The sequence below is a fragment of the Pseudomonas taiwanensis DSM 21245 genome (genome assembly GCF_000425785.1).
Taxonomy (GTDB): domain Bacteria; phylum Pseudomonadota; class Gammaproteobacteria; order Pseudomonadales; family Pseudomonadaceae; genus Aquipseudomonas; species Aquipseudomonas taiwanensis.
On sequence record NZ_KE384453.1, the window covers coordinates 55,644 to 68,964 of the forward strand.

A 13,321-nucleotide genomic window follows, 5' to 3' on the forward strand; every position below is an offset into this window, starting at 1 on the left:
ACGGACTCATAGCTCAGCTGGATAGAGTACTCGGCTACGAACCGAGCGGTCGGAGGTTCGAATCCTCCTGAGTCCGCCATACATCAAGAAGCCCGCTCAAATCGAGCGGGCTTTTTGTTTTTCGTTGTCGCTGAATTGTCAGCAATGTGCAACTAAGCTTTCGGGTAAGGGTCGGCTTGCCGGCGATGGGTTGCGCAGCAGCCCAGTCCCTTCACGAACTGAAAGCCTACAGGCGCATGATAAATGTGCTTTTAACGTCAGAGCAGCCGTCGCACTGATAGCTTCGAGCGTTGTCCTAGCTTTATCGCGCAAACGATTGTTCTGGCCAAAAATTTAAGCGATCTGACAGCTTAGGCAGTGTATGATTGCGCCCGTCAGCCCCGCCGGGGCTTGTGGAATACCACCATGGACTTACCCAGTAGTTACTCCTTAAGAAGATTCATACAGAAAGATCTGACCGATTGATTCTCCCGGCGTGCTCCGCTGCTGGGAGTGGAGTTCGCCTATGACTGAAGTAGAAGTAAAAAAAGGCCAAGAGAGCCTGCAGGATCGCCTGGCCCAGGTGGTCGAGCTGCTGCAGCGCCAACGAGTGGTCGAAGACCTGACGCACCGCCAGGAAGGTCACCACCATGACCTGGTGGAAAACCTCGTCCACCGTCAGAACCTGGTTGAGCTGCAACGCAAGCTCGACGACCTGCACCCTGCCGACATTGCATACATCCTCGAAGCATTGCCACTGGAAGACCGTCTGACGGTTTGGCAGCTGGTGCGCTCGGATCGCGATGGCGACATTCTTCTTGAAGTCTCCGACGCCGTGCGGCAAACCCTGATCGCCGATATGGACGATCACGAGCTGTTGGCTGCCGCCAAGGAGATGGATGCCGACGAGCTGGCCGACCTGGCCCCAGAGTTGCCGCGAGACGTCATTCACGAGCTCATGGAAAGCCTCGATGCCCAGCAGCGTGAGCGCGTACGCTCGGCACTGAGCTACGACGAAGAGCAGGTCGGCGCGCTGATGGACTTCGAGATGGTCACCATCCGCGAAGACGTCAGCCTGGAAGTGGTGCTGCGTTACCTGCGCCGGCTCAAGGAGCTGCCGAACCACACGGACAAGCTGTTCGTGGTCGACTATGACGGCAAACTCAAAGGCGTATTGCCCATCAAGCGTCTTTTGGTCAACGACCCGGAGAAAAAGGTGGCGGAGGTCATGGCGACTGACCCCGTGTCCTTCAACCCTGAGGAAGACGCCTACGACGCGGCCCAGGCTTTCGAACGTTACGATTTGGTTTCCGCTCCGGTGGTGGACAAGAGCGACCGTTTGATCGGTCGTCTGACCATTGACGAGATGGTCGACCTGATCCGTGAGGAGAGCGAAAGCGAAGTGCTGAACATGGCCGGTCTGCGCGAAGAGGAAGATATCTTCGCCTCGGTCTGGCGCTCGCTGCGCAACCGCTGGGCTTGGTTGGCGATCAACCTGATCACGGCGTTTCTGGCGTCCCGCGTGATCGGTCTGTTCGAAGGCTCGATTGAAAAGCTGGTTGCGCTGGCGGCGCTGATGCCGATCGTGGCAGGCATTGGCGGTAACTCCGGTAACCAGACCATCACCATGATCGTGCGGGCCATGGCGCTCGATCAGGTGTCTCCGGGCAACACCGCGCGCTTGATGCGCAAGGAATTGGCGGTCTCTCTGCTCAATGGCCTGATCTGGGGCGGCGTGATCGGGGCGGTTGCCTTCTGGCTATATGGCAGTTGGTCGCTGGGGTTGGTGATGACCGCGGCAATGACCCTGAACCTGTTACTGGCAGCGCTGATGGGGGTGTTGATCCCGATGACCCTGACCCGTCTGGGGCGCGACCCTGCCATGGGCTCTAGCGTGATGATCACTGCGGTAACCGACAGTGGTGGCTTCTTCATTTTCCTGGGATTGGCAACGCTGTTCCTGATGTAGGAAGGGGTTGCCGATGGGCTGATTTAGGCAGCCCATGGCGACGCAAAAAAAAGCCAGCTTACGCTGGCTTTTTAATGCTTGCTCGAAGCCTCAGGAGGCGTCGGCAGCCATTTCCACATCGTGAGCGATGAGGGCGACCAGCGCATTCTGCTGGCGGTGGGAGAGCTGGCGGAAGCGTTGCAGCAACTCGCGCTCATGCAGGGACAGTTCAGGGCTGTCCAGGCGCATGCTTAGCTCGTCGCCCAGCGCACCTTCCTGGATAAGGCTTTGTTCCAGGCGAGCGATGATTTCAGAGTTCATGCTGCGGTGGTGGTTGCGCGCTACCTCGGCAATGCGCTCACGCATTCCGTCTGGCAGGCGGACGACAAACTTGTCAGCGGTGCGGCTCGAATAGATAGCCTGTTTCATTGGGCGCATATAAATTGACCGGATTTTTTGGTTCAGGGGAAGCGGTTCTCAAATTGGCCGCACGGGGTGGAAGTACGACCGTGGCGACGACAAAATGTTCAACCGTCGTGAAAAATTGGGTGCTCATCTTGCCTCAAGGTCGCCGTTTCCTTGGCGTCAATTCTGTGACAAATAGTGAGCCGGATAAAGGCTTTTTGCCAGTACCAATTATCAGAAATGAGCACTGGTTTGAAAAGTTTTGCATGTACCGGCACGCCACACCGTCAGACCTTTGCCGTCAAAAACTGGTAAATCGCAGCAAAGGGTCGGGAAAACACCTAGAATGCGCGGGTTTCCTACATTGAGCATAGTGGCTATGCAACATGACGCAAGCGCCCGCAATACTCCCTCAGGCCGCCTGATCTACCTGGTAGGACCATCAGGTTCAGGAAAAGATTCCCTGATCGATGCATCGCGTGCGCAATTGACCGCCGCTGGGGTGGAAATTGCCCGTCGGGTCATCACGCGATCTGCTGAGTCCAAGGGCGAGGCGGCGCACGGTGTCACGTCCGAGCGCTTCGAGGAGATGCGCAAGGCTGGAGCGTTCGCCATGCATTGGCGAGCCAATGGTCTGGATTACGGTATTCCGTCGCAAGTGGACCAATGGCTCAGTGAGGGCCGGCATGTGCTGGTCAATGGTTCGCGCGCCTACCTGCCTTTGGCGCGGCAGCGTTACCCCGACATGGTGGCGGTATGCATTGCCGTGCGGCCAGAGGTGTTGCGCCAGCGTTTGCTAGCCAGGGGGCGTGAAACGTCGGAAGAGGTCGAGCAGCGCTTGGCGCGCAATGCCCAGTTGCAGACCGGGCAGGAGCCGGGTGTGCATGTGCTGGATAACTCCACTTCGCTGGAAATGGCCGTCGAAGGGCTGCTGGCGCTTTTGAGACAAGAGCGCCTGCTGGACTAAGCGTTTTGCCAACATCGGAAATCGCCTACGTGCAAAAAGCCCGACAGAGACATGACAAACGGCATTGCGCTGGTTAACATGTTTGCCGTCCTGCCGTGTAGCGCTCGCTGCCGGCTCTTGTGTCTCAGTAGCTCAATTGGATAGAGCATCCCCCTCCTAAGGGGAAGGTTGCAGGTTCAATTCCTGCCTGGGACGCCACTCAAAGCCCAAACAAATTACCTTTGCACCAAGCGTGGCAACCGGATCGCCGGTACATCCACGCTTAAAGTTTCCTGTCAGCATGCCGATCACTTGGTCACTGGATACGGGCAATGCATCCGTATCGCCAATGGTTGAAGTTGCTGCCTTCAGCGGCAGTGTGCGTCGCCTTGCGTCCACTTCAATTCATGCCCCGCTGCTGGTCGACGCAGCCCGCGGTGGGCATTGGTCACAATGAGTTCTGAAGGGGCAAGTATGAATTTTTATGTCAACCAGGTGAAAAACAAGCCGGACTACCGGGGCTCGCTGTTCAAGGGCGACATTTTCCTGGAGACCGGCCTTGGCAATGCGCACCAGTTGTGCGCCCTGGCCCGGCAGAGCATCACCGCTGCGTTCGATGGCGAAACCGATCACCAGTCGCTGCACAAGATGATGCCGGTGGAAACCTTCGTCGAGCGTGTCACCGCACTCAAGCGCCAGTTCACCAATGGCCCTGAGGCCAAGGCGCTGATCCGCGATTTCATTCGGGAGATCGGGGCCGACCCGAAGGACTACATCTTCGACGTGCCTCGGGTACGTGTGGTACCCAACTATGACTATCTGCACGCGGGCGTGAGCTACGCCTACAAGCCGCACCGCGATACCTGGTACGGCAGTGTGGAAAGCCAGGTCAACACCTGGATGCCGGTGTACAGCATCGAGCCCGACCAGACCATGATGATCAACCCGGCCTACTTCGACCGTCCTGTGCAGAACAGCTCCGCCCAATGGAGCCTGAACGACTGGATCAATGTGCAACGGCACAAGGCTTCTCAGAACATCACCGAAGAGACCCGCGTGCACCCGGTGCCGTTGGAGGACATCGACACCAGCGCCGAGTTGCGCGTGGCCGCCAACAGCGGCGAGATGCTGATATTCTCCGGTTCCCATTTGCACGGCACCGTGGCCAACTTCACCGACAAGGTGCGCTTCAGCGTGGACTTTCGCCTGATCCACCTGCAAGACCTGCTGCACAAGCGCGGCGCGCCGAACGTCGACAATGGCTGTTCGGATGCAGAGGCCGGCTTCAAAGATTTTTTCAATGCCAGCGACTTTTCGCAATTCCAGGGAGTTAACCCATGACCAAGCGTCGCCTGACTGCTGCCGAGGTCGAGTACAACGAAAAGCGCGCTAGCGTGCTGAGCCGTGTCGATGCCCAATACGTGGCGGATGCGCCGTTCGTGTTTGCCAACCGTATCGCCGTGACCGCCGCGCTGTCGCGCATCGAGCTGTTCAAGATGGTCCAGGACATCCCTGGCGCCATCGTCGAGTGCGGTGTGTACAAAGGCAACTCGCTGATGCTGTACATGCAGCTTTCGATGATCCTGGAACCTTACGCGATCAACCGTTCGATCATCGGTTTCGATACTTTCGGCGGCTTTGCCAGCATCGACGCCGAGCAGGATCCAGCCGACATCAACGAGAGCATGTTCTCCGATACGGACGAGACCCTGATCCAGGACATGATCGAGGCAAACGACCTGATCCGTCCGGTCAACCGTATCCCCCGTTGCGAGATCGTCAAGGGCGACATCCTGGAGACCGTACCGGCTTTCGTGAAAACCCGTCCTGACCTGGTGGTGGCGATGCTGATCCTCGACACCGACCTGTACTCGTCGACCAAGGTCGCCTTGGAGACGTTCCTGCCATACATGCCAAAGGGTGCGATCGTGGTGCTGGATGAAGTCGCCTATCGCAACTTCCCAGGCGAGACTGCCGCTCTGCGTGACGTGCTGGACCTGAACAAAATCGAGCTCAAGCGCCTGCCGTTCGACTCGTCGGTGGGGTACTTCCGCGTCTGATGTGAACCATCGGCATGAGAGGGCACGACCTGGGCGTCGGCCCTTTCATGTGCGGTTCTCCTTGACCGGGATAAAGGCGAGGAGGATCAGACCTCCATCGCTTCCAGGGCCTTCTCGCGGTCCTGTGCGCTCTGCGATGTCGCCACGTCAGCGCCTACCTGGGCCCGCGCTTCACTCAGCGCCTGTTGTTGCACCTTGGCCTGGGTGTTCATCTCGATATCTTCCTTGATCCGCTGGGCGATCTGCTCACCGATCTTCTGCTTCTGCTCCGGCGGCAGGGCTTCGAACTCCTCGACCGTCAGGCCCAGTTCTGCCAGAACCTTCTCCTGCACCTTCTCTTCCGGTGTCTTGGCCATGTACTCACGGAATTCCTGCAGGGCATTGCTGGTGTCCTGCGAGTTGATGCTGGCCTGCTGGCGCGCCGCGATGTCGGGGTTTTGCAGCAGCACCTTGAGTTTGGCGAAGGCCTCTTCGCGGGCATCTTCGGCGTTTTGCTGTGCAGTGTTGCCCTGACTGTTCTGTTGAGCCGAGGTATTGCTGGTGGTTACCGGGGGACGTGTCTGCACGACTTCGGCCAGTGCCTGTTCATTGCTGACTCGCTGCTGTTGGATGTTCGCCTGCCAGCCCAGGCCGTTGGATGTAATGAGCATGTTTCCTCCTTGGAAAGGTATAGGACAGGAGGGGGGGTCGCAAAAGCTGTGCCAGGCGCGAAAAGCGCGAACGTAGAGCGCTTTGGCCATTTCCGGCGGGCATTTGCTCGGAACATGCTTGCCCTTGTGCGGAATGACCTTGCCGCAGGCGGCAAGCACGGGATGAAAAAAGACCCGCGGCGCCTGGGGCGCAGCGGGCCAACATCGGCCGTAGCCGCTTCAGTGTCAGATATGCAGTGCGTGGCCCAAGGCGCGCAGTGCTGCTTCCTGCACCGCCTCGCCCAAGGTCGGATGGGCGTGGATGGTGCCGGCGATATCCTCCAGTCGCGCACCCATTTCCAGTGACTGGGCAAAGGCGGTGGACAGCTCGGAGACCGCCACGCCAACCGCTTGCCAGCCAAGGATCAGATGGTTGTCGCGACGCGCCACCACCCGCACGAATCCGCTTTTCGACTCCAGGCTCATGGCCCGGCCATTGGCGGCGAACGGGAACTGCGCGACGATACAGTCAAGGCCTTGCGCGGTTGCCTGCTTGGGGGTTTTGCCGACCACCACCACTTCCGGGTCGGTGAAACACACCGCCGCAATGGCCGCAGGCTCGAAACGCCGTGCCCTGCCGGCGATGATTTCGGCCACCATCTCACCTTGCGCCATGGCGCGATGGGCAAGCATGGGTTCGCCCGCCACGTCACCGATGGCCCAGACATTGCGCATGCTGGTCTGGCAGCGGTCGTCGACGGCAATGGCCGCGCCGTTCATCTTCAGGTCCAGGCATTCCAGGTTGTAGCCCTGGGTACGGGGACGGCGTCCGACCGCCACCAGCACCCGGTCGGCGTCCAGGCTCAACTGCGCGCCCTGGCTGTCGCGGGCCAGCAGGCAGCCATCGGCATAGCCCTCGACGCTGTGGCCAAGGTGCAGCCGGACACCCAGTTTCTTCAAGGTTTCGGCCACGGGTGCGGTCAGTTCGCTGTCGTAGGTCGGCAGGATGCGCTCGCGTGCCTCGACCACGCTGACCTCGGCGCCCAGCTTGCGGTAGGCGATGCCCAGCTCAAGGCCGATGTAGCCGCCGCCGACCACCACCAGATGCCGGGGCAGGGTCGTGGGCGCCAGGGCTTCGGTGGACGAGATGACGGCACCACCCAGTGGCAGCATCGGCAACTCGACGCTGTTCGAGCCAGTGGCCAGCAACAGGTGTTCACACTGGATGCGCTGGCCGTCGACCTCGACATGCTTGCCGTCGAGGATCTTCGCCCAGCCATGGATCACCTTCACGCCATGCTTCTTCAGCAAGGTCGCCACGCCGGTGGTAAGACGGTCGACGATGCCATCTTTCCACGCCACGCTGCGGCCGATGTCCAGGGTTGGCGAGCTTACGCTGATGCCAAGCGGCGACTGTTCGGTGTGCCGTGTCATCTGATGGAACTGCTCGGCCACGTGGATCAGTGCCTTGGAGGGTATGCAGCCGACGTTCAGACAGGTACCGCCCAGGGCCTGGCCTTCCACCAGCACGGTGGGGATGCCCAGTTGCCCGGCACGGATGGCGGCCACGTAACCGCCAGGGCCGCCGCCAATGATCAGCAGTGTGGTATCGATAGTCTGTTGCATGCTCACTCCACGAACAGGCAGGCGGGTTGCTCAAGCAGGCCGCGCACGGCCTGGATGAACAAAGCGGCATCCATGCCATCGACCACGCGGTGGTCGAACGAGCTGGACAGGTTCATCATCTTGCGCACCACGATCTGGCCGTCGATCACCACGGGCCGCTCGACGATGCGGTTGACCCCGACGATGGCGACTTCCGGGGTGTTGACCACCGGCGTGCTGACGATGCCGCCCAAGGCGCCAAGGCTGGTCAGGGTGATGGTCGAGCCGGACAGCTCCTCGCGGCTGGCCTTGTTGTTGCGGGCAGCGAGGGCCAAGCGCGCGATTTCGCTGGCATTGCCCCACAGGCTGCCGGCCTCGGCGTGACGCAGCACCGGCACCATCAGGCCGTTGTCGCCCTGGGTGGCGATGCCGACGTGCACCGCGCCGTGACGGGTGATGACCTGGGCGTCGTCATCGTAGGTGGCGTTGATCTGTGGGAAGTCGCGCAGGGCTACGACCAGCGCACGAACCAGGAATGGCAACAGGGTGAGCTTGCCTCGGCTTTCACCGTGCTTCTGGTTCAGTTGCTGGCGCAGGGCTTCCAGCGCGGTGACGTCGATTTCCTCGACATAGCTGAAGTGCGCCACTCGGCGCTTGGCATCCTGCATGCGCTGGGCAATCTTGCGGCGCAGGCCGATCACCTGCACCTGTTCACTGTCAGTGCGCTTGGCGTAGCCCATCGGCGCTTGTCCGGCGCTGGTCTGCGGTTTGCTCATGAACGCATCGAGGTCTTCGTGCAGGATACGCCCAGCCGGGCCGCTGCCGTGCACGTAACGCAGTTCGATGCCCGCATCCAGCGCCCGCTTGCGTACGGCGGGGGAGGCCAGTGGTTTCTCATTGGCCTGGCGCGGCACGATGGGGGCCGCCGAACAAGCGGCAGTGGGCTGGCTGGCCACCGGCTTTGCGTGCGGTTGCGGCTCAATGGCAGCCGGCGCCGCCACTGTCGGTGTTTCAAGCGCTTTGGGCTGCGGTACATCCACATGGTTGCCGCTGCCTTCCACTTCGATGCGGATCAGCTCGCTGCCGACCGCCATCACTTCCCCAGGCTGACCGCCAAGGGCCAGCACCTTGCCGCTCACTGGTGAGGGAATTTCCACGGTGGCTTTGTCGGTCATGACATCGGCCACCACCTGGTCTTCGGTGATGACATCACCGACCTTGACGAACCACTCGACCAACTCGACCTGTGCGATGCCTTCGCCGATGTCCGGCATCTTGATGACGTGCGTGCCCATTCAGACCTCCATGACCCGTTTCAATGCCGCGCCTACCCGAGAAGGGCCTGGGAAGTAAGCCCATTCCTGTGCATGAGGGTAGGGAGTGTCCCAGCCGGTCACACGCTCGATGGGGGCTTCGAGGTGGTGGAAGCAATGCTCCTGGACCAGCGAAACCAGTTCGGCGCCGAAGCCGCAGGTGCGGGTGGCTTCGTGCACCACCACGCAACGGCCGGTCTTCTTCACCGACTCGACGATGGTCTCAAGGTCCAGCGGCCAGAGGCTGCGCAGGTCGATTACCTCGGCGTCCACGCCGGTTTCCTCGGCGGCTACCTGGGCGACGTAGACGGTGGTGCCGTAGGTCAGCACGGTGACATCGTTGCCCGGGCGGGTGATGGCGGCCTTGTCCAGCGGCACGGTGTAGTAACCGTCCGGCACGGCGCTCTGCGGGTGTTTCGACCAGGGCGTTACCGGGCGTTCGTGGTGGCCATCGAAGGGGCCGTTGTACAGGCGCTTGGGCTCGAGGAAGATCACCGGGTCGTCGCATTCGATCGAAGCGATCAACAAGCCTTTGGCGTCGTAGGGGTTGGACGGCATCACGGTACGCAGGCCGCACACCTGGGTGAACATCGCCTCAGGGCTCTGGCTGTGGGTCTGGCCGCCGTAGATGCCGCCGCCGCAGGGCATGCGCAGGGTCAGCGGGGCGATGAACTCACCGGCGGAACGATAGCGCAGGCGTGCCATTTCCGAGACGATCTGGTCGGAGGCAGGATAGAAGTAGTCGGCGAACTGGATTTCCACCACTGGCCGCAAACCATAGGCGCCCATGCCCACGGCGGTGCCGACGATACCGCTTTCGGAAATCGGTGCGTCGAACACCCGCGACTTGCCGTACTTGTTCTGCAGGCCCTCGGTGCAACGGAACACGCCGCCGAAGTAACCGACGTCCTGGCCGTAGATCACCACGTTGTCATCGCGCTCGAGCATGACATCCATGGCCGAGCGCAGGGCCTGGATCATGGTCATGGTAGTGGTGGCCATGGCGGTTTCCGGTTTGATGCTGTTGTTGTGATCGTTCATCTCAAACCCCCAGTTCCTGGCGTTGGCGGCGCAGGTGATCGGGCATCTCCTTGTACACGTCCTCGAACATCGAGGCGGCGCTTGGAATATGGCCGTTGGCCAGGGTGCCGTATTGTTCGGCTTCCTTCTGCGCGGCCAGGACGGCGGCCTCCAGCTCGGCGGTCACAGCCTGGTGTTCTTCCTCGGACCATTGGCCGATGGCGATCAAGTGCTGTTTCAGGCGCAGGATCGGGTCGCCCAGTGGGAAGTGGCTCCAGTCATCGGCAGGGCGGTACTTGGACGGGTCATCCGAAGTCGAGTGCGGGCCGGCGCGGTAGGTAACCCACTCGATCAGGGTCGGCCCCAAACCACGGCGAGCACGTTCGGCGGCCCACCGCGAGGCGGCGTAAACGGCCAGGAAGTCGTTGCCATCGACGCGCAGCGACGCGATACCGCAGCCTACGCCACGTCCGGCAAAAGTGGTCGACTCGCCACCGGCAATGGCCTGGAAGGTGGAGATCGCCCACTGGTTGTTGACCACATTGAGGATGACCGGCGCACGGTAGACGTGAGCGAAGGTCAAGGCGGTGTGGAAGTCCGACTCGGCGGTGGCGCCATCGCCGATCCAGGCAGAGGCGATCTTGGTGTCGCCCTTGATCGCCGAGGCCATGGCCCAGCCAACGGCCTGGACGAACTGGGTGGCCAGGTTGCCGCTGATGGTGAAGAAGCCAGCTTCGCGCACCGAATACATGATTGGCAGCTGGCGCCCCTTGAGCGGGTCGCGCTCGTTGGACAGCAGTTGGCAGATCATCTCCACCAGCGACACGTCGCGGGCCATCAGAATGCTCTGCTGACGATAGGTGGGGAAGCACATGTCGGTGCGGTTCAGGGCCAGGGCCTGGGCGCTGCCGATGGCTTCCTCGCCCAGGCTCTGCATGTAGAAGGACATCTTCTTCTGGCGCTGGGCGACCACCATGCGGTTGTCGAAGATGCGCGTCTTGAGCATGGCGCGCATGCCTTGACGCAATACCTTCGGATCGATGTCCTCGGCCCATGGACCCAGGGCATTGCCCTGTTCGTCCAGCACACGAATCAGGCTGTAGGACAGGTCTGAGGTGTCGGCAGGTTCGACGTCGATCGGTGGTTTACGGACTTGACCCGCATCGTTCAGACGCAGGTAGGAGAAATCGGTCTGGCAGCCTGGCCGGCCGGTAGGCTCGGGCACATGCAAACGCAGGGGGGCGTACTCGTTCATGCTTTTTACGCTCGCTCGGATGTTGTTTTTGTGAGCTCTGAAGCGGCCGCCGCTGAATACCGGCTTGTGACTGGTAAGTCAGCGTCATTTACATCTTAGAGGCACGGCGGAAGAATTTTTCTCTCAAGTTGATTGCCTTTGCAGTGCGGGGAAGATAAACATTCCGCATAAACACAAAAAACCGGTGAATTTGTCTCATGCGCAAACTCGATCGTACGGATATCGGCATTCTCAACAGCCTTCAGGAAAACGCTCGCATCACCAACGCCGAGCTTGCGCGCTCGGTGAACCTCTCGCCCACGCCCTGTTTCAACCGGGTCAAGGCCATGGAAGAGCTGGGCGTGATTCGTCAGCAGGTGACGTTACTGGCGCCTGAAGTGCTTGGTCTGGATGTGAACGTGTTCATCCATGTCAGCCTGGAGAAGCAGGTGGAGCAATCGCTGCATCGCTTCGAAGAGGAGATTGCCGAGCGGCCGGAAGTGATGGAGTGCTACCTGATGACGGGAGATCCCGACTATCTACTGCGGGTCTTGTTGCCGAGCATCCAGGCGCTGGAGCGGTTTCTCGATTACCTGACCCGTTTACCGGGGGTGGCGAATATTCGTTCCAGCTTCGCGTTGAAGCAGGTGCGATACAAGACCGCATTGCCGTTGCCGGCCAACGGGATGACGTTGCGGGAATAGGGCGCCTGTAATGGGATAGACGCCGGCTTGCCGGCGATGACTGTGGCAGGCAAGCACCTTGCCGTAGGTGCTTGATATTTTAAACACCCCCAGCCTAATGTTGTTTCAGCTGATAACAACAAGGACCGCGTCATGACCACCGCCAGCCCGCGCTCGCTCGCCGAGCGCCTAAAGGGCATCGACCAGATCGAATGCGTCACCCCCGACCTCAACGGCGTTCCGCGCGGCAAGGTGATGACCGCCGAAGGTTTTCTCGAAGGCCGGCGCCTGCAGATGGCGCGCGGAGTCCTGCTGCAATGCATCATGGGGGGGTATCCTCCGGCGAAGTTCTACGGAAGCGACGACGGTGACCTGGCCCTTGCTGCAGACCCGGCTCACATTTATCGTCTGCCTTGGAGCGACGGGGGGCTGGCCTTGGCGATTTGCGACGCCAACGAGCTGAGTGGCAATCCGTCAGGCTTGTCCACGCGCGGTCTGCTAAAAGCAGTCATCGCCCGATACGCTAGCCTGGGCCTGGCGCCGGTAGTGGCGACCGAGCTTGAGTTCTTCGTCTTCGCCGCCAACAGTGACCCGGTTCAGCCCTTCTTGCCGCCGCTTGGCAAGGATGGCCGCCGCGAACTTGGTCACTCGGCGTTCAGCGTCAGCTCCAACCACGGTCTTCGGCCTTTCTTCGCCGAGGTGTACCAGTGCATGGCGGCCATGGGCCTGCCGCGTGACACCTTCATGCACGAGATGGGCGTCAGCCAGTTCGAGATCAACCTGTTGCACGGTGATCCGCTGTTGCTGGCTGACCAGACCTTCCTGTTCAAGCACTTGCTCAAGGAAGTGGCGCTCAAGCATGGCCTGACCGTGGTCTGCATGGCCAAGCCACTGGCCAGGACGCCTGGTAGCTCGATGCACATCCACCAGAGCCTGGTGCAGATCGACACAGGGCGCACTGTGTTCAGCGATGACCAGGGCCAGGCGACCGAAACCTTCTACCACTTCATCGGTGGCTTGCAGGCCTGCCTGGCCGACTTCACCGCGTTGTTCGCGCCCAACGTCAATTCCTATCAGCGCCTGTGCCACCCGTATGCCTCGCCGAACAACGCCTGCTGGTCGCAGGACAACCGCGCCGCGGGCTTGCGCATTCCCGCCAGCGCGCCGGCGGCGCGGCGGGTCGAGAACCGTCTACCAGGTGCGGATGCCAACCCTTACCTGGCTATTGCCGCCAGTCTTGCGGCGGGCCTGCACGGTATCGAGCAGCGCCTGCAGCCGACGCCGGCCATCCAGGGCGAGTTCGAGGTGCCGGAACTCCTGAGTCTGCCCTGCACGCTGCACGCTGCGTTGGAGCGCCTCCAGCGCAGTGGCCTGGCGCGGGAGCTGTTCGGGGATGAGTTCATCGAGGGTTACCTGGCCACCAAGACGATGGAGCTGACGGATTTCTTCGATGAGATCACGCCTTGGGAGCGGCGAGTGCTGGCGACACAGGCCTGAAC

At 61.0% G+C, this 13,321-nt stretch carries 12 protein-coding genes and 2 tRNA genes; 8 read left to right on the forward strand and 6 right to left on the reverse strand.

Annotation, left to right across the window (positions count from 1 at the left end):
• The first annotated feature begins 2 nt into the window (after positions 1–2).
• Both H620_RS0124915 and mgtE read left to right on the forward strand, forming a co-directional pair.
• Positions 3–79: transfer RNA gene (locus H620_RS0124915), tRNA-Arg, on the forward strand.
• Positions 80–505: 426 nt separating this feature from the next.
• Complete coding sequence (mgtE, locus tag H620_RS0124920; RefSeq protein WP_023381585.1) at positions 506–1,948, forward strand: magnesium transporter; 1,443 nt, start codon at positions 506–508, stop codon at positions 1,946–1,948.
• Positions 1,949–2,038: 90 nt separating this feature from the next.
• Here the strand turns inward: mgtE and H620_RS0124925 are convergent, their stop codons facing one another.
• Positions 2,039–2,365, reverse strand: coding sequence for an Arc family DNA-binding protein (locus H620_RS0124925; RefSeq protein WP_003254499.1), 327 nt, complete (start codon positions 2,363–2,365; stop codon positions 2,039–2,041).
• 346 nt (positions 2,366–2,711) lie between these two features.
• Here H620_RS0124925 and phnN point away from each other — a divergent pair, with 346 nt between their 5' ends.
• From phnN to H620_RS0124945, 4 genes are all read left to right on the forward strand, one after another.
• On the forward strand, positions 2,712–3,299 hold the full coding sequence (phnN, locus tag H620_RS0124930) for a phosphonate metabolism protein/1,5-bisphosphokinase (PRPP-forming) PhnN (RefSeq protein ID WP_023381584.1): 588 nt from the start codon (positions 2,712–2,714) through the stop codon (positions 3,297–3,299).
• A 121-nt stretch (positions 3,300–3,420) separates the two neighbouring features.
• Positions 3,421–3,497: transfer RNA gene (locus H620_RS0124935), tRNA-Arg, on the forward strand.
• Positions 3,498–3,752: 255 nt separating this feature from the next.
• A complete protein-coding gene (locus tag H620_RS0124940) occupies positions 3,753–4,619 on the forward strand; it encodes a hypothetical protein (protein ID WP_023381583.1) in 867 nt (288 codons plus the stop codon).
• Positions 4,616–5,338: a TylF/MycF/NovP-related O-methyltransferase gene (locus H620_RS0124945; RefSeq protein WP_012315576.1), complete on the forward strand. Its 723-nt coding sequence runs from the start codon at positions 4,616–4,618 to the stop codon at positions 5,336–5,338. The genes H620_RS0124940 and H620_RS0124945 overlap by 4 nt, the downstream gene beginning before the upstream one ends.
• Positions 5,339–5,424: 86 nt before the next feature.
• Here the strand turns inward: H620_RS0124945 and H620_RS0124950 are convergent, their stop codons facing one another.
• The 5 genes from H620_RS0124950 to H620_RS0124970 all read right to left on the reverse strand — a co-directional run bounded on the left by H620_RS0124950 (position 5,425) and on the right by H620_RS0124970 (position 11,160).
• Positions 5,425–5,988: a hypothetical protein gene (locus H620_RS0124950; protein ID WP_023381582.1), complete on the reverse strand. Its 564-nt coding sequence runs from the start codon at positions 5,986–5,988 to the stop codon at positions 5,425–5,427.
• A 225-nt stretch (positions 5,989–6,213) separates the two neighbouring features.
• Positions 6,214–7,593: a dihydrolipoyl dehydrogenase gene (gene lpdA / locus H620_RS0124955; protein ID WP_027908225.1), complete on the reverse strand. Its 1,380-nt coding sequence runs from the start codon at positions 7,591–7,593 to the stop codon at positions 6,214–6,216.
• Positions 7,594–7,595: 2 nt separating this feature from the next.
• Positions 7,596–8,867 (reverse strand): dihydrolipoamide acetyltransferase family protein, encoded by a 1,272-nt coding sequence (locus H620_RS0124960; RefSeq protein WP_027908226.1) that lies wholly within the window; start codon positions 8,865–8,867, stop codon positions 7,596–7,598.
• Positions 8,868–9,926 (reverse strand): alpha-ketoacid dehydrogenase subunit beta, encoded by a 1,059-nt coding sequence (locus H620_RS0124965; protein WP_023381579.1) that lies wholly within the window; start codon positions 9,924–9,926, stop codon positions 8,868–8,870.
• Between the two features lies 1 nt (position 9,927).
• Complete coding sequence (locus tag H620_RS0124970; protein ID WP_023381578.1) at positions 9,928–11,160, reverse strand: 3-methyl-2-oxobutanoate dehydrogenase (2-methylpropanoyl-transferring) subunit alpha; 1,233 nt, start codon at positions 11,158–11,160, stop codon at positions 9,928–9,930.
• 197 nt (positions 11,161–11,357) lie between these two features.
• Here H620_RS0124970 and bkdR point away from each other — a divergent pair, with 197 nt between their 5' ends.
• The gene (gene bkdR / locus H620_RS0124975; RefSeq protein ID WP_023381577.1) at positions 11,358–11,843 is read left to right on the forward strand and encodes a Bkd operon transcriptional regulator BkdR; all 486 of its coding nucleotides are present in this window, start codon (positions 11,358–11,360) and stop codon (positions 11,841–11,843) included.
• 234 nt (positions 11,844–12,077) lie between these two features.
• Positions 12,078–13,319 (forward strand): glutamine synthetase family protein, encoded by a 1,242-nt coding sequence (locus H620_RS0124980; RefSeq protein WP_209439671.1) that lies wholly within the window; start codon positions 12,078–12,080, stop codon positions 13,317–13,319.
• The last annotated feature ends 2 nt before the right edge of the window (positions 13,320–13,321 follow it).

Coding starts and splice junctions, on each gene's coding strand:
- mgtE (WP_023381585.1), top strand. CDS start 506: ATGACTGAAGTAGAAGTAAAAAAAGGCCAAGAGAGCCTGCAGGATCGC.
- H620_RS0124925 (WP_003254499.1), bottom strand. CDS start 2,365: ATGCGCCCAATGAAACAGGCTATCTATTCGAGCCGCACCGCTGACAAG.
- phnN (WP_023381584.1), top strand. CDS start 2,712: ATGCAACATGACGCAAGCGCCCGCAATACTCCCTCAGGCCGCCTGATC.
- H620_RS0124940 (WP_023381583.1), top strand. CDS start 3,753: ATGAATTTTTATGTCAACCAGGTGAAAAACAAGCCGGACTACCGGGGC.
- H620_RS0124945 (WP_012315576.1), top strand. CDS start 4,616: ATGACCAAGCGTCGCCTGACTGCTGCCGAGGTCGAGTACAACGAAAAG.
- H620_RS0124950 (WP_023381582.1), bottom strand. CDS start 5,988: ATGCTCATTACATCCAACGGCCTGGGCTGGCAGGCGAACATCCAACAG.
- lpdA (WP_027908225.1), bottom strand. CDS start 7,593: ATGCAACAGACTATCGATACCACACTGCTGATCATTGGCGGCGGCCCT.
- H620_RS0124960 (WP_027908226.1), bottom strand. CDS start 8,867: ATGGGCACGCACGTCATCAAGATGCCGGACATCGGCGAAGGCATCGCA.
- H620_RS0124965 (WP_023381579.1), bottom strand. CDS start 9,926: ATGAACGATCACAACAACAGCATCAAACCGGAAACCGCCATGGCCACC.
- H620_RS0124970 (WP_023381578.1), bottom strand. CDS start 11,160: ATGAACGAGTACGCCCCCCTGCGTTTGCATGTGCCCGAGCCTACCGGC.
- bkdR (WP_023381577.1), top strand. CDS start 11,358: ATGCGCAAACTCGATCGTACGGATATCGGCATTCTCAACAGCCTTCAG.
- H620_RS0124980 (WP_209439671.1), top strand. CDS start 12,078: ATGACCGCCGAAGGTTTTCTCGAAGGCCGGCGCCTGCAGATGGCGCGC.